At 40.9% G+C, this 24941-nt stretch carries 22 protein-coding genes; 8 read left to right on the top strand and 14 right to left on the bottom strand.

Translation table 11 applies throughout. From position 1 onward, the window contains the following. Window positions 1-6: 6 nt before the first annotated feature. The 7 genes from BSEPE_RS01740 to mltG form a co-directional block, all read right to left on the bottom strand. Window positions 7-612 (bottom strand): cation transporter, encoded by a 606-nt coding sequence (locus BSEPE_RS01740; protein WP_066043165.1) that lies wholly within the window; start codon window positions 610-612, stop codon window positions 7-9. 9 nt (window positions 613-621) lie between these two features. Next, window positions 622-1275, bottom strand: a complete 654-nt coding sequence (locus BSEPE_RS01735) for a histidinol-phosphatase (protein ID WP_066043163.1) — start codon at window positions 1273-1275, stop codon at window positions 622-624. After that, a complete protein-coding gene (hemL, locus tag BSEPE_RS01730; protein WP_066043161.1) occupies window positions 1275-2558 on the bottom strand; it encodes a glutamate-1-semialdehyde 2,1-aminomutase in 1284 nt (427 codons plus the stop codon). The genes BSEPE_RS01735 and hemL overlap by 1 nt, the downstream gene beginning before the upstream one ends. A 17-nt stretch (window positions 2559-2575) precedes the next feature. Further along, window positions 2576-3580, bottom strand: a complete 1005-nt coding sequence (locus tag BSEPE_RS01725; RefSeq protein WP_066043159.1) for a hypothetical protein — start codon at window positions 3578-3580, stop codon at window positions 2576-2578. Further along, on the bottom strand, window positions 3577-4191 hold the full coding sequence (gene tmk, locus BSEPE_RS01720; RefSeq protein WP_066043157.1) for a dTMP kinase: 615 nt from the start codon (window positions 4189-4191) through the stop codon (window positions 3577-3579). The genes BSEPE_RS01725 and tmk overlap by 4 nt, the downstream gene beginning before the upstream one ends. A gap of 275 nt (window positions 4192-4466) precedes the next feature. Beyond that, window positions 4467-8231 (bottom strand): inverse autotransporter beta domain-containing protein, encoded by a 3765-nt coding sequence (locus tag BSEPE_RS01715; RefSeq protein ID WP_162262077.1) that lies wholly within the window; start codon window positions 8229-8231, stop codon window positions 4467-4469. 269 nt (window positions 8232-8500) lie between these two features. After that, the gene (gene mltG, locus BSEPE_RS08075; RefSeq protein ID WP_083502949.1) at window positions 8501-10321 is read right to left on the bottom strand and encodes an endolytic transglycosylase MltG; all 1821 of its coding nucleotides are present in this window, start codon (window positions 10319-10321) and stop codon (window positions 8501-8503) included. 56 nt (window positions 10322-10377) lie between these two features. On the opposite strand from mltG, the gene BSEPE_RS01705 reads away from it, so the two are divergent. The 6 genes from BSEPE_RS01705 (at window position 10378) to BSEPE_RS01680 (ending at window position 14438) form a co-directional block, all read left to right on the top strand. Beyond that, window positions 10378-11109, top strand: coding sequence for a DUF1538 domain-containing protein (locus BSEPE_RS01705; RefSeq protein ID WP_066043153.1), 732 nt, complete (start codon window positions 10378-10380; stop codon window positions 11107-11109). After that, on the top strand, window positions 11103-11852 hold the full coding sequence (locus BSEPE_RS01700; protein ID WP_066043151.1) for a DUF1538 domain-containing protein: 750 nt from the start codon (window positions 11103-11105) through the stop codon (window positions 11850-11852). The genes BSEPE_RS01705 and BSEPE_RS01700 overlap by 7 nt, the downstream gene beginning before the upstream one ends. A 67-nt stretch (window positions 11853-11919) precedes the next feature. Continuing rightward, window positions 11920-12270, top strand: a complete 351-nt coding sequence (locus BSEPE_RS01695) for a P-II family nitrogen regulator (RefSeq protein WP_066043149.1) — start codon at window positions 11920-11922, stop codon at window positions 12268-12270. After that, window positions 12267-12662, top strand: a complete 396-nt coding sequence (locus BSEPE_RS01690; protein WP_066043147.1) for a CBS domain-containing protein — start codon at window positions 12267-12269, stop codon at window positions 12660-12662. Before BSEPE_RS01695 ends, BSEPE_RS01690 begins: the two co-directional genes overlap by 4 nt. Window positions 12663-12796: 134 nt before the next feature. Continuing rightward, window positions 12797-13411, top strand: a complete 615-nt coding sequence (locus BSEPE_RS01685) for a DUF302 domain-containing protein (RefSeq protein WP_066043145.1) — start codon at window positions 12797-12799, stop codon at window positions 13409-13411. 67 nt (window positions 13412-13478) lie between these two features. After that, entirely contained in the window at window positions 13479-14438 is a 960-nt protein-coding gene (locus BSEPE_RS01680) for an MBL fold metallo-hydrolase (RefSeq protein WP_070104581.1), read from the top strand. Here BSEPE_RS01680 and ppnP read toward each other — a convergent pair. Both ppnP and BSEPE_RS01670 read right to left on the bottom strand, forming a co-directional pair. Then, window positions 14435-14746 (bottom strand): pyrimidine/purine nucleoside phosphorylase, encoded by a 312-nt coding sequence (gene ppnP / locus BSEPE_RS01675; RefSeq protein WP_066043142.1) that lies wholly within the window; start codon window positions 14744-14746, stop codon window positions 14435-14437. The genes BSEPE_RS01680 and ppnP overlap by 4 nt on opposite strands. Continuing rightward, a complete protein-coding gene (locus BSEPE_RS01670) occupies window positions 14746-16062 on the bottom strand; it encodes a leucyl aminopeptidase (RefSeq protein WP_083502948.1) in 1317 nt (438 codons plus the stop codon). Before BSEPE_RS01670 ends, ppnP begins: the two co-directional genes overlap by 1 nt. Window positions 16063-16126: 64 nt before the next feature. On the opposite strand from BSEPE_RS01670, the gene BSEPE_RS01665 reads away from it, so the two are divergent. Together BSEPE_RS01665 and rsmB are read left to right on the top strand one after the other, a co-directional pair. Then, window positions 16127-16846, top strand: coding sequence for a DsbC family protein (locus BSEPE_RS01665; RefSeq protein WP_066043140.1), 720 nt, complete (start codon window positions 16127-16129; stop codon window positions 16844-16846). Beyond that, on the top strand, window positions 16836-18071 hold the full coding sequence (gene rsmB, locus BSEPE_RS01660; RefSeq protein ID WP_066043138.1) for a 16S rRNA (cytosine(967)-C(5))-methyltransferase RsmB: 1236 nt from the start codon (window positions 16836-16838) through the stop codon (window positions 18069-18071). Before BSEPE_RS01665 ends, rsmB begins: the two co-directional genes overlap by 11 nt. Before the next feature lie 30 nt (window positions 18072-18101). Here rsmB and lon read toward each other — a convergent pair whose 3' ends face one another. The 5 genes from lon to tig are packed head-to-tail and all read right to left on the bottom strand — an operon-like array spanning window position 18102 to window position 24936. Beyond that, window positions 18102-20438, bottom strand: coding sequence for an endopeptidase La (lon, locus tag BSEPE_RS01655; RefSeq protein ID WP_066043136.1), 2337 nt, complete (start codon window positions 20436-20438; stop codon window positions 18102-18104). After that, window positions 20417-21727, bottom strand: a complete 1311-nt coding sequence (gene hflX / locus BSEPE_RS01650) for a ribosome rescue GTPase HflX (RefSeq protein WP_066043134.1) — start codon at window positions 21725-21727, stop codon at window positions 20417-20419. The genes lon and hflX overlap by 22 nt, the downstream gene beginning before the upstream one ends. Window positions 21728-21734: 7 nt before the next feature. Next, window positions 21735-23021, bottom strand: coding sequence for an ATP-dependent Clp protease ATP-binding subunit ClpX (clpX, locus tag BSEPE_RS01645; RefSeq protein ID WP_066043132.1), 1287 nt, complete (start codon window positions 23019-23021; stop codon window positions 21735-21737). Between the two features lie 20 nt (window positions 23022-23041). Further along, window positions 23042-23638, bottom strand: a complete 597-nt coding sequence (gene clpP, locus BSEPE_RS01640) for an ATP-dependent Clp endopeptidase proteolytic subunit ClpP (protein WP_066043130.1) — start codon at window positions 23636-23638, stop codon at window positions 23042-23044. After that, window positions 23638-24936 carry a trigger factor gene (gene tig, locus BSEPE_RS01635; RefSeq protein WP_066043128.1) on the bottom strand — a complete coding sequence of 433 codons (1299 nt, stop codon included), beginning with the start codon at window positions 24934-24936 and terminating at the stop codon, window positions 23638-23640. The genes clpP and tig overlap by 1 nt, the downstream gene beginning before the upstream one ends. Window positions 24937-24941 lie beyond the last annotated feature (5 nt).

Below are 24941 nucleotides of genomic sequence, written 5' to 3'. Positions count from 1 at the left end.
TTGAAATTATTCAACCAATTCAGTGCGTGCTGATTTAATGATACGCCACGCACCACTTAATGCCAAACTTGCAATAATAACGGCGACTAATAAATCCGGCCAATTACTATGGGTTAACAATACGCCAATGGAGGCGAATATCACTGCAATATTACCGATGGCATCATTACGGGAGCAAATCCACACAGACTCACGATTACTGTCCCCACTACGATGTTGATACAATAATAGCGCACAAGCCAGATTAGCAAACAATGCCAATACACCAACAACCCCCATCACTTCTGCCTGTGGCAGGCTGGTAAATATTGCCTTATAAGCGCTACTGCCTAAAACCCATAAACCAAACATACCCATGGTTATGCCCTTAACGAGGGAAGCCTTTGCCCTCAGACTTAAGGCTTTATCAAGCACATAGAGTGAGATGGCATAATTAATCGAATCACCAAAAAAATCCAATGCGTCGCCCAAAAGAGACTGCGACCCCGCATAAAAACCAAAGATAATCTCAATGACAAACAGACTGGCATTAATAAACAAAACCCACCATAAAATGCGACGATAGCCGTCATTCTTTTCTAAAACAGAGACATTACCACAATCACAACCCATAATCTTATCCTAAGTCCAATCCATACATTGCCAATTTCTCTGTTTGGCAATGGCTAATAATTTATCATCGCCATGCACAACAATCGGATTATCAACCAGCTCTAATAAAGGCAAGTCATTGTGTGAATCAGAATAAAAGTATGCCTCTGTTAAAGATTCATTGTTTTCTTCACACCAAGTTTTTAACTTGTGCACTTTACCGATTTGAAAACATGGCTCACCTGATATTTTACCCGTAAATGCTCCTGCAGTTATTTCTGCTTCGGTAGCCAGTAATTCATTAATACCGTAAGCCTCTGCAATGGGGCGAGTGACAAATGAATTGGTAGCAGTGATAACCACCACTCTGTCACCATTCTTTTTATGGGCATCCACGACTTTTTTGGCTTTTTCTAAAAAAATAGGTTGGATTTTTTCAAGCATAAATTGTTGGTGCCATTTCTTCAGTTGTTTGATAGGGTGTCCTGCTAAAGGTGCTAGACAAAATTCCAAATATTCATTAATATCCAATTCACCTCGTGCATAATCCTCAAAGAATTTTTTATTTTTCCTTTGATAATTATCAACATCAACAGCGCCGATTTCAGATAAAAATTCACCCCAAAGAAAATCACTATCGCCCCCTAAAAGGGTTTTATCTAAATCAAATAATGCCAATGCCATTATAATTTTTTAAGGCATCTTTCTGCCTTTTTAATAGTGTTTTCAATGTCTTTATCAGTGTGTGCTGTTGAAACAAAACCCGCTTCATAAGCACTTGGAGCGAGATACACACCCTCGTTCAACATTAAGTGAAAGAATTTATTAAAGCGCTCAACATTACATTGTGAAGTTTGGGTGAAATTGGTTACAGACTCTGCATCGGTAAAAAATAAACCAAACATCCCACCCACAACATTGGCTGTCATTGGGATATTGTTTTCTTTTGCTTTGGCAACAATGCCACTGGTTAGTCGTGTGGCTTTTTGCTCTAAATTTTTGTATAAATCTTTATCGTTGTCAATCGCATTTAGCATTGCCAAACCTGCTGACATTGACATTGGATTACCTGAGAGTGTGCCTGCCTGATAAACAGGTCCAAGTGGTGCAATAGACGCCATAATTTCGCGTCTGCCGCCAAAAGCGCCGACCGGTAAACCACCACCAATGACCTTACCAAGGGTGGTCAAGTCAGGTTTAACATTGAATTTTTCTTGCGCACCACCTTTTGCTACGCGAAAACCAGTCATCACTTCGTCAAAAATTAAGATAACGCCGTGTTCATCACACAACGCTCGCAGGCCTTGTAAAAATCCTTCAACAGGTGGGATACAATTCATATTGCCTGCTACTGGTTCAACGATAATGCACGCCACTTCACTGTCTACCTCGCTTAATACTTCACGCACTTGCTCAAGATTGTTGTACTCTAAAGTTAAAGTGTGCTTGGCAAAATCTGCTGGCACCCCTGGGGAAGTTGGAATGCCAAGGGTTAAGGCACCAGAGCCTGCTTTGACCAATAATGCGTCTGAATGACCGTGGTAACAGCCTTCAAATTTAATAATTTTATCCCTGCCCGTGTGTCCTCGCGCTAAACGAATGGCACTCATCGTCGCTTCTGTGCCCGAGCTAACCATACGCACTAATTCAATTGAGGGCACCATTTCGCAAACTTTTTTTGCCAAGGTGGTTTCTATTTCAGTTGGCGCACCAAAGCCCAAACCTTTTTCCAAAGTATCTCTCACCGCATCAACCACCGCTTGATTGGCGTGACCCAAAATCATTGGGCCCCACGAGGCAACATAGTCGATATATTTATTATCATCAGCATCAAACAAATACGCACCTTCGCCTTTAGTGAAGAAAATTGGGGTACCGCCCACGCCTTTAAATGCTCGAACTGGGGAATTAACACCACCTGGAATGTAGTCTTGTGCTTCGCTGAAAAGTTGTTCTGATTTTGTCATACTATAAGGGCTCCTTTTTATCCTCTTAAAATTTGTGGGTAAGTTTTTAAATGGGTGATATGCGACCATACAATCAACACATTATCTAGCAATAGTTTCATATTGACAGAGGTTTTTGATAGATTAATGGCATGCTGAATATCGCTTAATAATTTAAACAAGAAATCTATTTTTGCAACATCAATGATTTGATTAAGCTCCACCAGTCCACCTTCGTGTTTGAGGGATTTAAGGCGAATACCTTCGATAACCAAGTGTTGTAAACAATTTAATACGGCAACCTCATTACCTTCGAAATCTTCCATTTGATTAACCATCGTTGGATGATGAGGCAGTTTTAGCAATTGGTCTTGCCAATGCTGATAGTGAATAAAACCATCTCCTGAGAGCCCCTCAAGTACCTTAAAAGGTACGCCATGCGTGGCTTCTAATAACTGCGGGACATCAAAATCTTCTTTGTGTTCAATGTTCTGCTTAATCCAATCCTGCGTTGCTTGGTCATAAGCGGGACTAATATGAACGCTTTGACAACGAGAAACGACGGTTACTGGTAGATTTTTGACATTGTGTGCTAATAAAATAATCAGCGTATTTTCTCTTGGCTCTTCCAAAGTTTTTAGCAAGCCATTAGCTGCGCTCACATTCATTTGGTCAGCGTAATAAATGACGCCAATTTGCAAAGTGTCTGCTGTTTTATTTAAAATATCACAAAACTCACGCACCTGGTCAATGCGGATTTCTTTGGAGCGGTTTTTAGTGTTTGGATTGAGTTCGCCAGCACGACAATAAATCATATTAGGATAACTAGAACGCCTAACCAATACCGGATGCTCAAGGTCTTCTTTAACATTGTCTTTACGGATGATTTCATCGTCATTCAACAGTACACCGACCAATTGTTGCATTAATTCAAACTTACCAATTTGGGCGGCGCCTGTAATCAACAACGCATGTGGCAAGTGATTTTGCTTAATCATTTGTTGCAATTTTTCGAATGCAGTTTGGTGCCAAGGAAGTGTCATAAGGTACTCAAAATGGTTTGAATTTGAGCGGAAGTATGCTCAGCAGACTGCGACGCATCAATCAATTTTATGCGCTTGGGGTATTGCTCAGAACGGCTTATGTAGGCGTCGCGCACACGCTTAAAAAAACTCAAATCCTCTTGTTCGATGCGGTCTTTTGCCCCTCTTGATGCCACCCGTTTCATACCAATATCAACAGGTACATCTAAAAGCAGCGTCATATCAGGCTTAAAACCTTGCAACACCCAATCTTCTAATTGAGCGATGCGAGTAATGTCTAAACCACGACCACCCCCTTGATAAGCATAGGAAGCATCCGTAAACCTATCGCTTAACACCCAATCACCTTGTGCTAAAGTGGGTAAGATTTTTGTATGGATGTGTTCATTTCTGGCAGCAAACATCAATAACAATTCGGTGTCCGAATGCATGTTGGAGTCGGCACTAAGTAACAACGCACGAATTTTCTCACCAATATCGCTGCCACCTGGCTCACGCGTAAGAATAACATTAATACCTTTGTTATTTAGATAATCGAAGATGAAGTTAATTTGGGTACTTTTTCCCGCCCCCTCAACGCCGTCAATAGTGATAAATTTTCCTTTTTGCATGAGGATATTTTACCCTAGTCCAAAAATAGAAAATGCAAATCTAACACCAACCCTTACTACCATAACACTTTCTATCTTTGGATTAGGGTTAAACAACCTATCCTATATTTCTAGTCGGAGCGATTTGTAAAAAATCAATTACTCCGACCCCTTGATTTTAAATTTTAAAAAAACTTGGCGCCTACGGCGCACAAAACCAAGAGCACCCAGCCACCCTGCGGGATGTCTGTGTCAAGGGTCAAAGTGTGCAAATAAATCAAAGTATCACGCTGCGCTTAATCCTTAATACAACGAACACTATAGCCGTGGGCACGAAGAGGGCTGCCGAAGATCGCATTGCCACTACCGATGTACAAATCGCGAGCAACCGACCCATCAGCAGAGCGACTCCACAAGTGGGCGCTAGTGCCAACACTGAAAAGCGTGCCATTCGACCGAAAGCGGAGGCCAGCAACTGGGATTTTCAAGAAGCTAGAGAAGGCTGTGGCGCTGTTGATAATATCCGTGGTGGTGGCACCGGTAGTATCAGCGGCTAGTTCAGCATCAGTTGGCACACTAAAGCCTGCTGGACAAATGTCATTGACTCCGCCATCTGCCCAAGCGGCAGTGCGCGATGCACCTGATGAATCTACATTTACCCAATCACTAGCACTAGTAATAAATAGCGTTGTGCTTGCATTGGTGATATCAGAAGTCAGTGTGCTTGATGTGCTAGTCTTTGTTCTGTCTTCATGTCCATCAGCCTTTCTGCCCCATTGGTATAAATCACCATAACTAGCGCTATCTGTGCTTGAAGTGGCTACTTGTGTTGCTCCTAGGTTTCTATCTAGCCATAGTTTATCTGTATCTGGAGAGCGCACTGTTTTATAGCCGTCTATACTTTGTGCAATCACTTCAAAGTTCAGTGTCGTAGCATTAGTAATACCTGTATAGGCATTGGCTGAAACATCTGTTAGTGCACCGCTGGCAATGGTGATATGGTAGACACCATTAAACACTAAATCAGCCGTTGGGTTAATGGTAACCACATTTTGTGTGGCACCTGTGCCTATCGTAACTTTTGCACTATTAAAAGCAAAGGTTTCAATGATTGTGTCGGTGCCTGAAATCAATCTACGGAGTACGATATCACCACTGCTGCCTTTTATCATAGGTTTACTAAAGGTTAGTACGATATTGCTAGCGACGGCAACAGCAGATGCATTGTCAGCTGGGGTAGAGCTGCTTAGAGTTGGTGGAGTATTCACCGCAGTAATCATTGCTTGTACTTCAGCTTGCGTGGCAGGCGAGGCAAAACTGCCTGGGTTGGCATCAATGTAAGTTTGATAAGCGCTCAAGTTGGCATTCACAAAACCCGTGAGTGCTGGCAAGATACTGCCAAACTCAGCAATGGTGGTGTCAGAGGTGCTAGCAGTATTAGCATCAGTACCAATATCGGCTAGCACACTGTCAGAGGCAGCAGCAGCAGTTACCGCAGCATTCACCGCAGTAATCATTGCTTGTACTTCAGCTTGCGTGGCAGGCGAGGCAAAACTGCCTGGGTTGGCATCAATGTAAGTTTGATAAGCGCTCAAGTTGGCATTCACAAAATCAGTGAGTGCTGGCAAGATACTGCCAAACTCAGCAATGGTGGTGTCAGAGGTGCTAGCAGTATTAGCATCAGTACCAATATCGGCTAGCACACTGTCAGAGGCAGCAGCAGCATTCACCGCAGCATTCACCGCAGTAATCATTGCTTGTACTTCAGCTTGCGTGGCAGGCGAGGCAAAACTGCCTGGGTTGGCATCAATGTAAGTTTGATAAGCGCTCAAGTTGGCATTCACAAAATCAGTGAGTGCTGGCAAGATACTGCCAAACTCAGCAATGGTGGTGTCAGAGGTGCTAGCAGTATTAGCATCAGTACCAATATCGGCTAGCACACTGTCAGAGGCATCAGCAGCAGCAACACTATCAACTAATGCCTGGATTTCAACAGTACTATCAGAATCAGTAGTTGTTGCTGTGTCAGCCTTTTTGTTGACTTCTACTAAATTAGCTGCAGTAACACCAGTTACGCCAGCATCAATGTAGTCTTGCACAGTTGGCACTGCATTAGTGCCATCATAGTTACTAATTTTAAGAATGGCTAGGTTGCCTTTGATAGAGCCTTCGCCAGTGGCTGTGGCTGCGTCACCTGTATTAGTGCTTCCAGTATCGGTGGCTGGGTTGTTATTGCCTGTGCCGTTATCAAAGTTACTAATTGCCATAGCGATATCAATCATAGTGCCAGTACCGTCATCTATGCCATCGATGTCACCATCGCTCATATCAGTTACTAGGGCAGTAATAAGTGTCGTTGCCTCTGCAGCAGATGGCGATTGTCCACCGTCGGCGGCTGAGTTTTCCATTATCTGTGAGACAGCGGCTAAGGCAATAGCAAACTTGCCTGCAGGGTCATTGCCTGCGACAGTGCCAGTGGTAGGGCTAATGTCGGTTGGAATGGTGGTAGCAAGGTCAACCCCTGCGATACCAAAGGCGGTTGCAACAGCGATGTTTTGAGCGGTAATATCAGTTGCAATACCACCTGCTGCGTCTGCCAATTGATAAGCAATCTCAGAGAGTGGTGAAGCGAATAGATTTAAAGGACCTGTTCCTGAGTAAATTGTAGCTGCACGAAGAGTTGCTGCTACGGTGCCTGCAGCGTTAGTTGCCTCATCGGTGTAAGTACCACCAGTACAACTCATAGTCACTAAGCCTGCTGGAATACTAAGACTTGGCAGGGTAACAGAGCCATCGGCTCCTGTAGTTGCGACTGTTGATACGCTTGCACTGTCAGTGATGGTACAAGTTGCGCCGACAGTAAAGGCATTGTATTCACCTAGGATAATAGTGCCACCATTTGTGACTTTTTCAATACGGATTTTGTTGCTTCGTTCTACCCAGGCAAATTCACCCAATTGCATTTTGTTTGTGTTTTTAAAGGCTTTATCGGCTATTTTAAAGTTGGTGAACTTACTGTCTTTAAAAGGTATTGCCATGCTTAGGCGGGCGTAGCTGTTACTATCAGCGCTGTTGGACTTCTCAGTGCCGAACTCAAAGCGAGCGGCGTCAGAGAGTTGCACTTCAACACCAAGAATGGTGCCTTTAATATCTACGCTGTTGGCGTTGGTGGTTTTGTCCCAAACATAGCGGGTGCCTTTGATTTTAGCCCAAGGCAGGTAAGGGATTTGTCCTTCTAGTTTCACATCATAACCATCAAGTACTTCTTCAGTAAAACTACCAATGACTTTTTTGTCTGAGAGTGATTGGTATTTGTTAAAGTTGGCTTTAAAATTGGTTCTTTGGTATTCTAAGCCGATGCTGGCGCGTTTGTGTGCAGATTGGGTTTCATAGTCGGTGAAGAGGTTGATGCCGGCAATCGATTGCCCTGCTTCTAGTAATTTGCGATAGCCGATACCTAGGTTTAAGGTTTCACGGCGTTCGCTGTGATTTTGACCTGAGGTTAGTTGTCCTTGGAAGAAGATTAAATCTTGGCTGTCTTCGTTAAGTTCAGAGAGGGGTTGAATGGTTCTAATGTTGTAATTGAGTGCTTCTGAGTTAAATCCACCTAATTGGATTTCAGTGCGACCAGCGCCAAATTGATTGGCATATTCGTTGGCTTTGTTGTTGATATAGCCTTCGGTACCACTAACGGCTTGGTTAATGGCTTGGTTTTTAAGGTTGTTTTTAAGTGTGCTGCCAAATTGGTTGGCATTGTCTGAATTAGTAGCGCCTAGAGTGTTACGCACTGTGCTACCGACTTGCTTGAGTATTAGTAGCCCTTGGTTGTCTTTTTTGTAATAAGTTTGAGGGTTGTTCCAGTTGTATTCTTGGTTAAGGTTTAAGTAGGCTTCTTTATCAAAGCTTTGAGGCTTGTCAACAGCGGTAACATTCAGTGATAAGGTTAGTGCGCTGAAGAGGAGGAGTTGTTTGAGTTTGTTGAGTACATTAGAAATGTGCCCCCCCGCGATATTTGCTATTGATGAGTGGGTTTGGGTTGAGTTTGTTAATAATGTATTCATAATATAAATTAATAATGGACTAAGATAAAACATGCATTATACACAGAAAATAATCGTTTTTTTTTTTTTTGCTTTGCATATTTTTTTACCCCCCTAGTTCAAAGATAGAAAGTGTGATTTATAAAATTTAGAAAATAGTGCTATTTCTATCAAAGAATGAGAATAATAGCCGGCTATTTTCCGAATTTTTAGGTGGAAATAGTGCGTTTTATGAGTTTTATAAATTGTACTTTTTATATTTAACAGTCTCATTATAGGTGCTATATTATTCATTTTATTTTTGAAAATGGTATTAGATACTTTTTGATGTTAAGTCGATGCTGTTCATAGCTTTTTGCAAAGGCATGGGTGCCGTCTTTTTTGGCAACAAAATACAGACTATCGCCTTTAGCGGGATGCATTGCTGCATACAGAGAACTGTCGCTTACGGAGGCAATGGCTGTCGGTGGCAAGCCTTTGTTAATATAAGTATTGTATAGACTGTTAAATTTTAAATCTTTACGGGTTAAAAAGCCGCGATATTTTTTACTTGCAACCAACGCATAAATAACTGTTGGATCCGTTTGCAAAGGCATTCCAACTTGCAAACGACGCATAAATACACCAGCTATTTTCGTTTTTTCTGCGCTATATGCAGTTTCTTTTTCAATCAAAGAAGCCAAAATTAAAGCCTGAGATGGGCTACTAAGGCGCAAATTTTTGTCTCGATTTTGCCAATGATTTTGTAGTCGTTCTTTGAGTTTTTGATTGGACCTTTTAAGCACACTGGCAACACTATCGCCAACATTCACCCGATAGGTGTCGGGCCAAAAATACCCTTCATAGGGCGCTTTAATACCTGTCAAACGCATCATTTCTGCAAAAGAACCGTTAGATTTTAATGCCTCGGTATGGGTTAATTGTTGGTAATAATGCTGAATTGTTTTACCTTCAATCAGCGTAATATTTCTACTAGCAACTTCCGCGGTAACAAAATTAGTCAGCAATTCAAAGACGCTCATATTTGGATTTACATCATAATAACCCGATTTTATTTTTGCATCAAAGCCCAGTACTTTTGCCATTGCCATCAAGAAATAACGCGAATGAATCACACCCTGTTTTTCAAGATTACTTGCCGTTACACTAATACCTGCACCTGGCGGTAAATGATAAACGAAAGGCTTTTCAATCTTGATAGTATTTGCCCAATAGAACGCAAACAAAGTGGCAATAATGACAGACAAACTTAAGATTTTTTTTATATAAGCTTTTTTATACTTTAATGGCACCGCATTATTTTTCTTTTGACTATCTTTTTCTAATGCTTCTGCTATTTTTTGAGTTGTCTCGTATTCTGAAAAACGCTTTGCATTGATTGTATCAACCGACTTGATGCCAATCACGCTATTACTGACAAACACTTCGTTGCAGTCATAAAGCATTTGCAAGGTCAGCTCGCCGACTTTCACTTGCAGTCTGAGTTCACTGGCAATTTTCAATATCACTGCACGACGCGTGCCTTCGATGCCACATTTGTCCAATTTTGGCGTTAACAAAACCCCCTCTTTAATGCCAAAAATGTTACCTTGCGTTACAGAGACCACATGACCCTGTTCATCTAGCATAATACATTCATCACTGCGCAATTCTACTCTGGCTAATACCTGTTCAAGGCGGTTACAATGCTTGATATTAGACAATAATGGATTGTTAGCGTAGCCTGTTTTACAAACACCAAGCGTATAATTATCAGGCATTTGTTTTGGCGCTGTAGAAACGATAACAATACGGGTAGGCTTGATATTTTTCTTAAAACCATAACCCCGTTTGCTTTCGCCGCGAGATAAGATAACTTTGACCACTGCATTGCTCGTATTAGCAATACCAAGTGCTTTGTTGATGTCTTTAAGCCATTGTTTTTCACTCACTTTATTGATTTTAAGTTGAGCACGACCTTTTTCTAATCGAGCAAAATGCATAGACCAAAATAATAATTTGGTGTCTTTAACCACACAGGTTTCAAATAAACCATCGCCAAACTGAATCAAGCGATTAAACACGCTCAACTTAGATTGCTTTTTTCCATTAATTAAGACAACTTGTTTCATAGGCTGTATTATAATTCACTCTACTTAATAAAGTAATCAAAATCCTCGCCCCTCCCATGAAAAAAGTTATTGCTGCATTTGCCAAGAATTTACTTGACAGCACCAAAGATTTGGCGCCGATTGTCTTGGTGATTGCTTTTTTTCAGTTGGCTGTCCTACAACAAAGTATTCCTAATTTTGCAAATATCGCTCTCGGAACAGGCTTTGTGCTACTGGGTTTAACCTTGTTTATCTATGGCTTAAATTTAGGGCTTTTCCCGATTGGTGAAGCCTTAGCATTCGCCTTTGTTAAAAAAGGCTCATTAGCCTGGTTGTTAATGTTTGCTTTTGCATTGGGATTTGGCACTACGGTCGCAGAGCCTGCACTGATTGCTGTCGCCAATGAAGCGGCAAATGTAGCGCAACTTGGTGGGGTAATAACGAGCAATGCAGATCTAAAGACTTATGCGCAGATATTGCGTTATACAGTGGCAATATCCGTAGGTTTTTCGGTGTTAATTGGCGTATTAAGAATTATCAAAGGTTGGTCGCTGAGCTATTTAATTATGGGTGGCTATGTTCTGGTTATCACTGCTACTGTTTTTGCACCTGATAACATTATTGGCATCGCTTATGACTCTGGTGGCGTAACTACCAGTACTATTACCGTACCCCTGGTAACGGCACTTGGGGTTGGTTTAGCAAGTTCTATTCGTGGTAGGAATCCGATGATTGATGGTTTTGGTATGATTGCCATTGCTTCTTTACTACCTATTATTGCGGTGATGGTTTTTGGAATGTTATGGTAGCGTTATTACAACCTTTCATCAATATGCTTATCGATATAGCGCCGATTGTTTTGGTGCTATTCGGCTTTCAAGCGCTCATTCTTAGGCAAAAAATTCCACATTTAAAGCGCGTTGTTATCGGTTTTATCTTAGTGTGGATTGGGCTAACACTTTTTATTATTGGACTGGAGAAAGCCTTGTTCCCTATTGGAAAAATTATGGCGGACCAGCTAACCAGTCTGTCTTTTATTGGCGAAAATCCAAGTTGGTTCAGTTATTATTGGGTCTATATTTTTGCCTTTGCCATCGGTTTTTCTACCACTATTGCCGAGCCATCTTTATTGGCAGTGGCAATCAAAGCCAATCAAGTATCAGGCGGTTCTATTAAAATCTGGTCGTTACGAATTGCTGTGGCTTTAGGGGTTGCTGTTGGTATTTCGCTCGGCAGTTATCGTATTGTAACTGGCATACCAATACATTATTTTATTATCTCTGGTTATATCATTGTGTTAATTCAAACTTACTTTGCGCCCAAAGATATTATTGCACTAGCGTATGATTCAGGCGGTGTTACCACTTCTACGGTTACGGTGCCTTTGGTTGCCGCCCTAGGTTTGGGTTTGGCGAGTACAATAGAAGGAAGAAGTCCATTAATTGATGGCTTTGGGTTGATTGCTTTTGCTTCGCTATTCCCGATTATGAGCGTGTTGGCTTACGCACAAATTACCCATTATTTAAACAGGAGAAAAAACAATGCAATTTAACAATCAAATTCATTATTGCCTTTGTCAATCTGACTCATACATAATATTTTAATAAAAGGAGAAATAAATGCACTTTAAATTAATTATTGCCTTTGTTGATAGTGACAAAACTGACGACATCCTGCATGCTGCCAGAGAAGAAGGTGCAACAGGTTCAACTGTCATCTCTCAAGCGCGAGGGGAAGGGCTAGAAAGCAGTAAAACATTTTTAGGGTTGAGTATTGAAACCCCAAGAGATGTCTTATTATTGCTCGTTGAGCAACATCTTGCCAGAGCGATTATAGAAAGGATTGCCAAAGCAGGCGAGTTTGACCGCGACGACCAAGAGGGAATCGCTTTTCAAATCGATGTGGAAGATGCCGTTGGCATTGCCCATCAAATTAAAGCATTAGAAGCAACCGTGGAGGAAAAAATATGAATACCCCAGTATTAGTAAAAGACGTCATGTGGCGAGAAGTAGATATTATTGACAGTAAAAGCACCGTGCAAAGTGCCTTAAACGATATGCAGCATAAAAAAACCAAGATGCTAATCGTTGACAAAGCACACGACCATGATGAATATGGTGTGGTTTTAATTGCCGATATCGCCGCCAAAGTGATTGCCGAAGGGCGCTCTTTGGAGCGTGTCAACGCTTATGAAATTATGAGCAAACCTGCGATTTCCGTCCACCCTAATATGGACATTCGCTATTGTGCTAGATTTCTCACGCGTCTTAATTTGTCCCGCTGCCCTGTTTTGGACAATGGCAAAATTGTTGGTGTGGTGAGTTTGACAAACATCGTGCTGAATGGCTTACGGATTGTATAACAGACATTGGGACCACTGCATTAAGCCAGTGGTTTCATATTAGAAAATTACCATATAGTGATAGACTTGCACTATATTTGGATACTGTTAGAATAGTCCGCTGTTTTAACTTAATAAATAATACGGAGAAAAAAATGAGCATAATTAAAAGCCTACTGATGATAATTGGCGCAATTGCGACTTACTATATGGTGTCGTTGCAAGTCCAATACGGCGTTACAACGAAAGTTATCAGTGAGATGATTTCACCAACCTTGCACCCAGATGCAATGGCAAAAGTTTATATGCCAATGACGAATATTTTATTAGACACGGGTGATATCACTATGGCATCTATTGTGCGTGATAAAGTTGACCCTGAAATGTCAATCGAAGACATTGAAGAGGCAATGGCAGAAGTTGTCATAGAAAGAAACATTAAAGATGTAGGTCAATTACCGCTTTCTGAGCAAGTTGAACTGCAACTTGACAAAAAACAGCGTTTTTTAAAGATTTACCAATTCTGTAAGCCAACAACGGCAATGATTATGGTTGACCATTCAGATGCATTCTCTGCTTATTTACCTTGTCGAATCGCCTTGATTGAAGATAAGCAAGGTCAAAAATGGCTGTATTCCTTAAATATGGACTTTATGATTTACGGTGGTGCGCCATTACCGCCAGCGTTACTTGAATTAGCATTAGAAGTAAAAGCAACAATGAATGCCATTCAAAAAGCAGGTGCGGGCATAGAAATAGAGGATGAATAATTTTACAATTATTTAATTTTAAAAAACCGCTCTTTTGAGCGGTTTTTTATTGTCTAAAATAACCCTTATGAATTCTATTTACCACGACCTCGATTTTGGCATCACTTGCATCGATACGCAACATATGCGTGATAATTTCGTTGCCGCTTATTTAATTGAAGACAACGGTCGTGCTGCCTTTGTAGATACTGGCTGTCACTTGTCTGTACCAATGTTACTCGCCACTTTGGTGGCAAAAAATATCCAAGTAGAAAATGTGGATTACATCCTCTTAACCCACATTCACCTCGACCACGCAGGTGGTGCTGGCGAACTCATTAAGCACTTGCCCAATGCTAAAGTCTATGTTCACGAATATGGTGCCAATCACATAATTGACCCATCTAAATTGCGAGCTGGTGTTATCAAAGTGTATGGCGAATTATTTTTTAAACAATTCCTTGGTGATTTAATCCCAATTCCAAAAGATAAGATTGTCATTGCCAAGGATAACGATGAGATTATTCTTGGTAAGCGCGTGCTAAAATTCATCAACACCCCAGGTCATGCCCGCCACCATATCTGTATTTGGGATGAAAAATCTCAAGGTATTTTTAGTGGCGACACCTTAGGTGTAAGTTACCGTGAATTTGATACCGACCAAGGCGAACTAATATTTCCACCAACCACGCCGATTCAATTTGACCCCGATGCATGGAAAAACACTCTTAAAAAATTGATGCAATATCAGCCAAAATATGCCTATTTGACACACTTTAATCGCATTGAATTTACTCAAAAATCTGCTAATATGTTGATTGAACATATTGATGGCTTTGTTACTATTGCCGAACAATTTCAAAACGAAAAAAATCGCCACAAGAAAATCAAAGAAAGTTTATTAAATTATCTACTGGAAATAGCCAGTAAACACGGCGTCTCGCTCGACGAAGCGCAACAAGTCAAACTGTTCAAAGGCGATTTAGAAATCTGCGCCCAAGGTTTGGGTGTCTGGTTAGATGATTCGTATTTGCGTAAAGGTCTCTAATAATATGAGCAGCAATAATCAACCACTGTTTTTACCTTTAACTTAAAACTGGCATCCTTTGGCACTTCAAATGAGGTGCCTTTTATGAAAGTTTGCCATTCGCTTTTTTCTGGCAATAACACATCCATTTCACCGGCTTGAATTTCCATTAATTCATTGTCGTCGGTACTAAACTCGTAGTCGCCTGGCATCATAATGCCCAAAGTTTTTTTACTACCATCGGAAAATTGGACAACGCGACTGGTAACATTGCCGTCAAAATAAATATTGGCTGCTTTAACAATAGTAACATTTTCAAAATTTGACATTACATTGTATCCATAATATATTGCGTTAATAGTGGCACTGGACGACCTGTTGCCCCTTTACTGTTACCACTAACCCAAGCCGTTCCTGCAATATCTAAGTGCGCCCAACGATAATCTGTGGTAAAGCGAGATAAAAAACAAGCGGCAGTTACCGTTCCTGCCTCACGCCCACCAATATTACCCATATCAGCAAAATTTGATTTTAATAATTCATCATATTCATCGTCTAATGGCAGTTGCCACGCAGTGTCCAACGCTGTTTTTCCCGCTGTGATTAAATCATCTGCTAACGCTTGATCGTTCGCCATCACACCACAATGATGCTTGCCAAGTGCCACAATCACCGCCCCTGTTAAAGTGGCAGTATCAATCACCACTTCTGGGTTAAATTTCTCCACATAAGTCAGCGCATCACACAAAATTAAACGCCCTTCCGCATCAGTGTTCAAAATTTCAATGGTTTTCCCCGACATCGAAGTCACCACATCGCCAGGCTTAGAGGCGTTATGCGCTGGCATATTCTCAACTGTTGGCACTACAATAGTTAAATTCACTTTAAGTTGCATCTCTGCCACCGCACGCATCACACCCAATACACCTGCCGCACCGCACATATCGTATTTCATCTCATCCATACCCGTACCTGGCTTCAAAGAAATGCCACCCGAGTCAAAAGTCACGCCTTTGCCCACCAAAACAATCGGCTTGGCACTGCCATTAGCCACATAACTCAAACTGATTAATTTTGGTGCTTCAATCGAGCCTTTAGATACCGATAACAGCGAACCCATACCCAATGCCGACATATCGGATTCTTCCAATACCTCACATTCCAGTCCAAATTCCTGTGCCAATCCCTGCGCTGTTTGCGCCAAATAAGTCGGTGTACAAATATTCGAAGGCATATCACCAAGTGTGCGTGCCAGTGCCATACCGCTTGCAATTGCCAACGCCTTATCAATCTCAGATTGTTTGCCATTTTCAAAAGTAACACTTTGTAAAGTGTTTTCATCAGGATTTTTTAAACCCACTTTTTGTATTTGGTAATCGTTATTTGCCATTGCCTGAGTCACAATAGCAACAAAACCATCCACTTCAAGCGTTGGTAAAAATAAGGCTGATAGATTAAACTTATTAGCCATTTGCGCTAAACTGATGGCCATTTTTTTTACCGTTTTAGCGTTAAGATTATCATCTCCTAGTCCAAATCTAAGGCTACTATCCACCTCAAAAATAATCTCATTTGACGCCAAAGTCATATCAAATATTACCTGTGTTTGCCCATTGGCAATTCGTTCACTGATTTTAAACTTCATACTCTTGCAACCTATTCGCTGAATTAAATGTATAATTTTACCAATTACAATCAGCCTTAATACTATGTTTAAAAAAATACTACTTGTTCTTATGCTTGCTAGCACCCAATCTATTGCCGACAAAGACAATATCATTAAAAACCTTGCGCCTTTTTTTGGCGAAATTAATGCAAACGATATCGAAGAAACTAACTTTAAAGGTGTCTCTGAAGTGCTGTTACGCTCACCCATTATTAGATCTGTTCTTATCTCCAATAACGGTCGTTACCTGATTGAAGGCGATGTTGTTGATTTATTCAACAGAAAAAAAATGACTGCTAGCAACAAGGTCAAGCAATTAAAAAAATCACTTATTGACACTCTTAATGATAAAGATAAAATCATTTTTAAGGCTGAAGATGAAAAATATGTCGTCCATGTGTTCACCGATGTGGATTGTCCATTTTGTAGAAAATTACACGCCGAAGTGCCAACAATGAATGAGATGGGCATCACCGTAAAATACCTCGCTTCGCCCCTGGCTTCGTTACACCCAACTGCACAAGGTTCAATGGAGAAGATTTGGTGTGCGCTTGACAAGGCAAAAGCCATGGATGATTATAAAAAGTACAAAACCATTCCCGATTCAAAAAACTGCGACAACCCAGTTGCCGAGCAATTGGCCCTCGCTAGTAAACTTGGTGTGAATGGCACGCCTGCTATTTTCCTCTCTGACGGTACGCATATTCCTGGATACGCTCCAGCCGACAAACTTCTAAAAGCAATTAAAACGCTTGGAAAATAACAATACTCGCAGTGTTGCTTTAGCGGCAATCTACTCGGTTGTTTTAGAGAAAAAATCACTTTCTGCTTTCCCTTACCCAACTGATGTTAGTTCACTGACAAAATCTTTGGTTTTTGGTACGCTGCGTTTTTACCATCAACTGAACGATATCGTTACCGAGCGACTCAATCATTCACTAGAAAAAGAAGATTTAGATATTCACTGTCTAATGCTATTAGGTGCCTATCAAATCCTACACAGTAATATTGCCGAACACGCCAGTATTTTTGAAACTGTTAATGTTGCAGAAGTCATTGGGCAACCATGGGCAAAACCCTTAGTCAACGCTATCTTGAGGCAGGTCCAACGCGATAAAGAAAAACTCCTTGCACAAACCCATTACTCTCACCCAACTTGGCTGTTAAAGAAAATAAAGCAATATTATCCAAATGATTTTGAACAAATATTTACACAGAACAACACTCAAGCGCCAATGACTCTACGCCTGCACCCTGCACATGACATTGATGCCCAGCTTGATGCTACCAAAATCTCTGTCGCACCTCAAGCACGCGTGCTTAATCAAGCAATGGATGTCTATGATATTGCTGATTTTGAACAAGGTTCGTGCTTCGTCCAAGACGCTTCCGCCCAACTCGCTGCCCAGCTATTAGCACCCACAAATAATGACAAAATCTTAGATGCCTGTTGTGCCCCAGGTGGCAAAACCACCCACATCAGCGAACTCGCCCCAAACGCCAAAATCACCGCTCTTGACAGCGATAATGACCGGCTAAAACGCGTCCAAGAAAATATTGATAGATTCAACATTAAAAACATCAGTCTTGCCCAAGGTAACGCCCAAACCCAAGATTGGTGGAATGGTCAATTATTCGACAAAATTCTGCTTGATGCCCCCTGCTCTGCCACCGGCGTCATCCGTCGCCACCCAGACATCAAACTACTGCGAAAACCCAAAGATATCAGTGCTTTAGTTACTCTGCAAAAAGACATTCTCAATAATTTATGGGTAATGCTTAAACCAGGTGGCACATTACTCTACGCCACCTGCTCCATCCTAAAACCCGAAAATGAACAACAAATTGCCACCTTTCTCTCCGCCCACCCCGACGCTATTGAAGAAAAAATTAATATAGATTGGGGCGTTGAAACCACCCATGGCAGACAACAACTACCTTGCAGAGAATTCGACGGATTTTACTACGCCAAACTTAAAAAGCTTTAACAAAAAAAAACAAAGTAATTTGAGTGAATACTATTTTTCTAAGGCAATATCCAAAACTTCGTCAATCCATTGGACTTTAATGACATTCAACTTTCCTTTGATTTTATCGGGGACTTCTGAGAGTTCGCGTTCGTTGTCGCTGGGGATAATGACGGTTTTAATGCCACCACGGAGAGCAGCGAGCATTTTTTCTTTGAGTCCGCCGATTGGGGTGATTTCTCCACGCAGAGTGATTTCACCCGTCATGGCAACATCGGCTTTGACTTTTCTACCTGTTAGCACAGAGACCAATGCGGTGCACATAGCAGCGCCAGCGCTTGGACCATCTTTTGGTGTTGAACCATCGGGGACATGAATGTGGATATCGAGTTTTTCTTGGAAATCATCAGCAATATTAAGGTCTTTAGCACGAGTGCGGGTGACGCTCATTGCAGCTTGGATAGATTCCTTCATTACATCACCGAGTTGACCGGTGTAGTTAAGCTTGCCTTTGCCTTTGTAAGCGGCGGCTTCAATGGTGAGTAAATCACCACCGACAGAAGTCCAAGCTAAACCAGTGACTTCACCAACTTGGTTTTTTTCTTCTGCCAGTCCGAAACGATGTTTGTGAACACCTAAATACCTTTCCAAAGTCTTGTCGCTGATAGTGGCTTTGGTTTTGCGTTTTTTCAAGACCACTTCTTTGACGACTTTACGGCAAATAGTACTGATGGTTCTGCTTAAACTACGCACACCTGCTTCACGCGTGTAGTAGCGGATAATATCAAGGATAGCAGAATCTTTGAATGAAATTTCTTTGGCGGTAACGCCGTTGTTTTCCATTGCTTTTTTGATGAGGTGGCGCTTGGCAATCTCTAATTTTTCATTTTCAGTATAACCCGATAATTCGATAATCTCCATTCTATCCAGTAACGGTTGTGGTAGGTCTAATGAGTTTGCAGTTGCTACGAACATCACTTGTGAAAGGTCGTAATCAACTTCTATGTAATGGTCGTTAAAACTGTTATTCTGCTCTGGATCTAAAACTTCTAACATTGCACTGGAAGGGTCGCCACGAGCATCAGATGCCATTTTTTCTATTTCATCCAATAAGAAAAGTGGGTTTTTGACTTTCGCTTTTTGCATTTTTTGAATGATAGAGCCTGGCATTGCACCAATGTAAGTGCGACGGTGTCCACGAATTTCCGCTTCATCTCTGACGCCACCGAGTGCCATACGCACGAATTTACGGTTGACAGATCTGGCAATGGATTCGCCCAATGAAGTTTTACCAACGCCTGGAGGTCCAACTAAACATAGGATGTTTGCCTTGTTATGGGTGACGCGTGTTTGTACGGCGAGGTGCTCTAAGATGCGTTCTTTGACTTTATCTAGACCGTAATGATCGTCATCTAAAATCTTTTTTGCTTTGGCTAAATTGCTGTTGATTTTAGTTTTCTTTTTCCACGGTACATCGCATAAATTTTCAATGTAAGTGCGAATAATGGAAGCATCGGAAGATTGCGAGGACATTCTGGACAACTTTTTCAATTCAGACTCAGCCTTTTCCTTGGCTTCTTTAGGCATTTTGGCTTTATTGATACTTGCTTGCAAGTCTTCAATTTCGTTTTCATCTTCTGCTTGTCCAAGTTCCTTTTGAATAGACTTCATTTGTTCATTTAAATAATAGTCTCTTTGGTTGGATTCCATTTGCTTGCGCACACGGGATTGGATTTTGCGCTCAGTACCTAAAACATCAATCTCACCTTGGATTGCAGAGAGAATTTTTTCCAGTCTAATTTGGGCGCTATCACCGCCTAATAATTCTTGTTTTTCATCAGTTTTCAAAGTTAAATTAGCAATAATAATATCGCTGAAACGCTCAATATCGCTCACATCTTTAAGCATGTTTAAAACTTCTTCTGGGATTTTTTTGTTGAGCTTAATATATTTTTCAAAGTTTTCTAATGCCAAACGCATCATTGCCTCTAGCTCCACATCTGCGCCGACTTTGAGTTGAAGTTCGTTGACTTTCACTTCGGTATAACCCTCAGCTTCGACAAATTCTTCAATTTTTGCACGCTTAACACCCTCAACTAAAACTTTAATGGTGCCATCAGGCAGTTTTAGCATTTGTAAAATCGTTGCCAAGGTGCCAACGCTATGTAAGTCTTTATTAGCTGGCTCTTCGGTTTTTTCGTCTTTTTGGGCGACCAAGAAAATGTATTTATTGGTGCCCATTGCCTGTGTGATGGCGTTAACGGATGATTTTCTGCCGACAAAAAGGGGTATAACAGTGTGCGGAAATACCACCACATCACGCAGTGGCAATAATGGCACCAACGCTTGATTTAAATCAATGATATCTACTGTGCTTTCTGTTCCCATAATAGTGTTACACCTTTTAAACTTAATATTTTAGATAGATAGTGATGAGTGACATTGATTTCAAGTACCCATTGCCCAAAATCATCCACTTTTTCATTGTGGATATAACCGATATTATGAATTTCGCTGCGAATATAGGCACTTTTAACATCAATTTGTATTTTGGCGCGTGTCATCATTCCGCTCAATTGTTCTGCCAATGCTTGATACAATAAGTCGATGCCATCACCTGTCTGTGCAGAAATCCATACTCGAAAAATCCTGCCATTTTCGTCACGGTCTAATCTGGGTTCAAGATTTTCTACACAATCAATTTTATTCATTACTAGAATACTTGGAACCTTGTCGGCACCAATGTCGGTAATAATTTCTTGCACTTGCTCGATTTTTTCGATGTTGTATTCGTCGGCAGCATCAACGACATGCAATAACACATTCGCCTGACTGGTTTCTTCCAAAGTAGATTTAAAAGCAGCAACTAAATCGTGGGGTAGGTTTTGAATGAATCCAACGGTATCGGCAATGACGGCTTCACCTGATGCGGGTAATATTACGCGTCTAATAGTAGAATCCAAAGTGGCAAACAGTTGGTCGTTAGCAAAGACTTCTGCCTTGGTGATGGTATTAAATAGCGTGGATTTTCCCGCATTGGTATAGCCCGCTAAAGCCACCATTGGCAGTTCATTCTTGATACGAGATTTACGCCCTAAATCTCTCTGTTTATGGACTTTATCCAATCGTTTGGTGATATTCTTGATACGCACGGCAATCAATCGTTTATCGGTTTCTAATTGCGTTTCACCTGGGCCACGCATACCAATACCGCCTTTTTGCCTTTCAAGATGTGTCCAACCTCGGACTAATCGAGTCGATAGATGTCGGAGTTGTGCCAATTCGACTTGTAATTTGCCTTCGAATGAACTGGCTCTAAGGGAAAAAATATCTAAGATTAAACCTGTGCGGTCCATGACTTGGCATTTAAGGTCTGCCTCTAAATTGCGCTCTTGCGAGGGGGATAATTCGGCTGAGAAAATAACCAAATCTAGCTCTAATTCTTTAACAAGTTCCGCTAATTCTTCTACTTTACCAGAGCCGATAAAATGTTTAGCTTTGGCGTTGTTACGAGAGACCTTTAGATTTTTGAGAACGCTCAAACCAGATGAGCTTGCCAATTCGGCAAACTCATCCATACCATTATGAATATGTCGGTTATTAGGGAGTTCTACATAGACTAATAGCGTGCGTTCGCCTTGACCGACGGCGTCTTTTTGCTTGTCAAATAATTCCAAAAAATACCTAAGAAGCCTTTTTGGCGCTCTTGGTTTTAGTAGTCTTAGGTTTTTTTACTTTATAAACAATAATTGGGTCTTTGGTTTTTTCAACCACGGACTTATCAATCACCACTTCACTCGCATCTTCTAATGAAGGCAATTCAAACATTGTGTTTAATAGCAAATCTTCCAAGATAGAACGCAAGCCTCTGGCACCTGTTTTACGCTTAATCGCCAATTTTGCAATCGCAGCCAACGCAGGTTTTTTAAAGATTAATTTAACACCTTCCATTAAAAATATTTCTTGAAATTGCTTGACCACTGAGTTCTTCGGCTTGGTGAGAATTTGAATTAAAGCCTCTTCATCTAATTCTCCCAATGCAGTTTGCACTGGCAAACGACCAACCAATTCTGGAATTAATCCATAACTAATCAAGTCTTCTGGCTCAATTAAATTAAATAAATCCGTGAGTGTCTTTTCTCCGTTCAAATCTTTGACATCTGCTGAAAATCCGATACCTGTGGCTTTTTCAACGCGCCTGCCAATGACTTTGTCCAAGCCATCAAACGCACCACCGCAAATGAATAAAATCTTAGAGGTGTCAACATCAATGGTTTCTTGATTTGGATGCTTGCGTCCGCCTTGTGGTGGCACAGAAGCGATTGTCCCTTCGATCAATTTTAACATTGCCTGTTGCACGCCTTCACCCGAAACATCGCGGGTAATTGATGGCGAATCTGAACGACGGGAAATCTTGTCAATTTCATCAATGAAGATGATACCGCGTTCAGCACGGTCAGCGTCAAAATCACATTTTGATAATAGACTTTTAATCACATTTTCCACATCATCGCCCACATAACCAGCTTCCGTTAAAGTAGTTGCATCTGCAACAGTGAACGGCACATCCAAAAGCCGTGCCAAAGTTTGCGCTAATAATGTTTTACCCGAGCCTGTTGGCCCAATCATTAAGATGTTAGATTTATCTAATTCTACATCATTAGAAATATAACCACTTTGCAAGCGTTTATAGTGGTTATAAACTGCAACTGATAATACTTTTTTTGCATGTGCTTGACCAATCACATATTCGTTTAAAAAATCGCGTAATTGCTTAGGTGTGTAATCCCAATCTTGGTGCGCCTCAGTCATTTTTTTTATGGTTTCTTCTTCAAGTAAACCATGACAAGATTCAACGCATTCGTTACAAATATAAACACCAGGACCTGCAATCAAACGCGCAACGGCAGATTTTTCTTTGCCGCAAAATGAACAGTTTAATCCTTTGTTGCTTGTTGTTTGCTCTGCCATAATAAATCCTTGGTGCTGGGTTATCGCTTGTTTAAGACTTTGTCAATCAGTCCATATTTAGCCGATTCGGCTGCTGACATAAAGTTGTCTCTGTCTGTGTCTTTTTGGATATTTTTAATCGATTGACCCGTGTGTGTTTTCAAGATGTTATTGAGTTTTTCTCTCACCTTAAGAATCTCTTGTGCATGAATATCAATATCACTGGCTTGACCAGAAAAACCACCCAATGGCTGATGAATCATCATTCTTGCATTTGGCAAGGCAAAGCGTTTATCTTTGGCACCTGCGGTCAATAACAAAGCACCCATACTTGCCGCTTGACCAATGCAAAGCGTTGAAACATCTGGCTTGATAAATTGCATGGTGTCATAAATTGCAAGACCCGCAGATACCGACCCACCTGGAGAATTGATATACAAATGAATGTCTTTGTCTGGGTTTTCAGATTCTAAAAATAGCATCTGTGCGACAATAACATTTGCCATATAATCTTCAACAGGGCCCACCATAAAAATAACGCGTTCTTTTAGAAGGCGCGAATAAATATCGTAAGCGCGTTCACCGCGGGCAGATTGCTCCACCACCATTGGAATTTGATTTAAGTTTTCTATTGTCATTATGCTTGTGCTTGTGTAACTTCCTCAAAAGTTTTTGTAATTTTGGTTACTTTTGCCTCTTTCAAAATAAGCGCTTGAACCATTTCTTCCACAACCATTGACTCAATAGAAGTCATCCTTGAAGGATCTGCGTTGTAATAATCCATAATTTGTTGCGCTTGTTCACCATATGAATCTGCCATTTCTTTCAATTTGGCGTCTAACTGCTCTTTAGTTGCTTCAATTTTATTTTCAGTTGCGATTTGATTAACCAATAAGCCTAACTGAACACGGCGTTTTGCTTCTGGGTTGAAAGTAGAAGCAGGCATATCACTCTGGGATGACATACCTTGTTGCTGCATACGCTGTTGCATATCTTTCAATAATACTTCCGCCTCTTGGTCAATGCTTGCCTGTGGCACTTCAAAATCATTCGCTTCTAATAAGGCTGTAAATAAAACATCTTTATTTTGGTTGGATAAACGAGTCGCTAATTCAACCCCCATTTGTGTGCTCATGCTTGTCTTTAAATCGTCTATTGATTTTTCACCGAATTTTTCTGCAAATTTATCATCTAATTTTGGCAATGTTGGCGCTTCAACCGTTTTCATGTCCACTTCAAATACAACGGCTTTACCTGCTAATTGCGGCGCATGATATTCTTTCGGGAAAGTTAAATCCAGTTTGGTAGAGTCGCCAGCAGATAGACCTTGTAGCCCCTCTTCAAAACCTGCAATCATTGAGCCCTTACCCAAGACCATTTTAAAATCAGCGGCAACACCACCTTCAAATATTTCGCCATCTAGCATACCTTTAAAGTCGATAACGACTTGGTCGCCATCCTTAGATTTTCGTTTAACTGCTTTATATTCAACCGCTTGATCGATCAAGCCTTTTAATGTTTTCTTTTCATCATCTGCAGTAACTACGGCCTCTGCTTGCTCAACCTTCAACTTGGAAAAATCATTAATTTTAATCTCTGGATATACTTCAAATTTAACGGTATAAGAAAAAGTTTTTTCATTATCCGCATCAATTTTTGTAATATCTGGTCTAGAGGCGGGGTTCATTTTTGCATCTGTTAATGCATCTACTAAAGTGTCATTGACAACATCATTAACCGCTTCTGAACTCGCTTGAGCGCCAAACTGCTTACGCAATATAGACATAGGCACCTTACCTTTTCTAAAGCCGTCAATTTGTGTATTGGCCGCTATTTTTTTAAGGACGGCGTCCGTCTTTTGCTTAAATATGTCAACTGGTAATTCAACCGTTAACGCTCTTTCTAGTCCGTCCAATGTTTCTAGTGAAGTTTTCATATATT

Origin of the sequence: endosymbiont of Bathymodiolus septemdierum str. Myojin knoll (genome assembly GCF_001547755.1) — a bacterium.
In the GTDB taxonomy this organism is placed as follows: domain Bacteria; phylum Pseudomonadota; class Gammaproteobacteria; order PS1; family Pseudothioglobaceae; genus Thiodubiliella.
This window is presented reverse-complemented; position numbering and strand designations above follow the sequence as displayed.

Bases quoted from the DNA above. Each gene is read 5' to 3' on its own strand.
- BSEPE_RS01680 (WP_070104581.1), top strand. From the start codon at position 13,479: ATGAATTCTATTTACCACGACCTCGATTTTGGCATCACTTGCATCGAT.
- BSEPE_RS01685 (WP_066043145.1), top strand. From the start codon at position 12,797: ATGAGCATAATTAAAAGCCTACTGATGATAATTGGCGCAATTGCGACT.
- BSEPE_RS01735 (WP_066043163.1), bottom strand. From the start codon at position 1,275: ATGGCATTGGCATTATTTGATTTAGATAAAACCCTTTTAGGGGGCGAT.
- hemL (WP_066043161.1), bottom strand. From the start codon at position 2,558: ATGACAAAATCAGAACAACTTTTCAGCGAAGCACAAGACTACATTCCA.
- mltG (WP_083502949.1), bottom strand. From the start codon at position 10,321: ATGAAACAAGTTGTCTTAATTAATGGAAAAAAGCAATCTAAGTTGAGC.
- BSEPE_RS01670 (WP_083502948.1), bottom strand. From the start codon at position 16,062: ATGAAGTTTAAAATCAGTGAACGAATTGCCAATGGGCAAACACAGGTA.
- BSEPE_RS01725 (WP_066043159.1), bottom strand. From the start codon at position 3,580: ATGACACTTCCTTGGCACCAAACTGCATTCGAAAAATTGCAACAAATG.
- BSEPE_RS01695 (WP_066043149.1), top strand. From the start codon at position 11,920: ATGCACTTTAAATTAATTATTGCCTTTGTTGATAGTGACAAAACTGAC.
- clpX (WP_066043132.1), bottom strand. From the start codon at position 23,021: ATGGCAGAGCAAACAACAAGCAACAAAGGATTAAACTGTTCATTTTGC.
- BSEPE_RS01665 (WP_066043140.1), top strand. From the start codon at position 16,127: ATGTTTAAAAAAATACTACTTGTTCTTATGCTTGCTAGCACCCAATCT.
- tmk (WP_066043157.1), bottom strand. From the start codon at position 4,191: ATGCAAAAAGGAAAATTTATCACTATTGACGGCGTTGAGGGGGCGGGA.
- BSEPE_RS01690 (WP_066043147.1), top strand. From the start codon at position 12,267: ATGAATACCCCAGTATTAGTAAAAGACGTCATGTGGCGAGAAGTAGAT.
- ppnP (WP_066043142.1), bottom strand. From the start codon at position 14,746: ATGTCAAATTTTGAAAATGTTACTATTGTTAAAGCAGCCAATATTTAT.
- BSEPE_RS01705 (WP_066043153.1), top strand. From the start codon at position 10,378: ATGAAAAAAGTTATTGCTGCATTTGCCAAGAATTTACTTGACAGCACC.
- BSEPE_RS01700 (WP_066043151.1), top strand. From the start codon at position 11,103: ATGGTAGCGTTATTACAACCTTTCATCAATATGCTTATCGATATAGCG.
- clpP (WP_066043130.1), bottom strand. From the start codon at position 23,638: ATGACAATAGAAAACTTAAATCAAATTCCAATGGTGGTGGAGCAATCT.
- lon (WP_066043136.1), bottom strand. From the start codon at position 20,438: ATGGGAACAGAAAGCACAGTAGATATCATTGATTTAAATCAAGCGTTG.
- BSEPE_RS01715 (WP_162262077.1), bottom strand. From the start codon at position 8,231: ATGAATACATTATTAACAAACTCAACCCAAACCCACTCATCAATAGCA.
- tig (WP_066043128.1), bottom strand. From the start codon at position 24,936: ATGAAAACTTCACTAGAAACATTGGACGGACTAGAAAGAGCGTTAACG.
- BSEPE_RS01740 (WP_066043165.1), bottom strand. From the start codon at position 612: ATGGGTTGTGATTGTGGTAATGTCTCTGTTTTAGAAAAGAATGACGGC.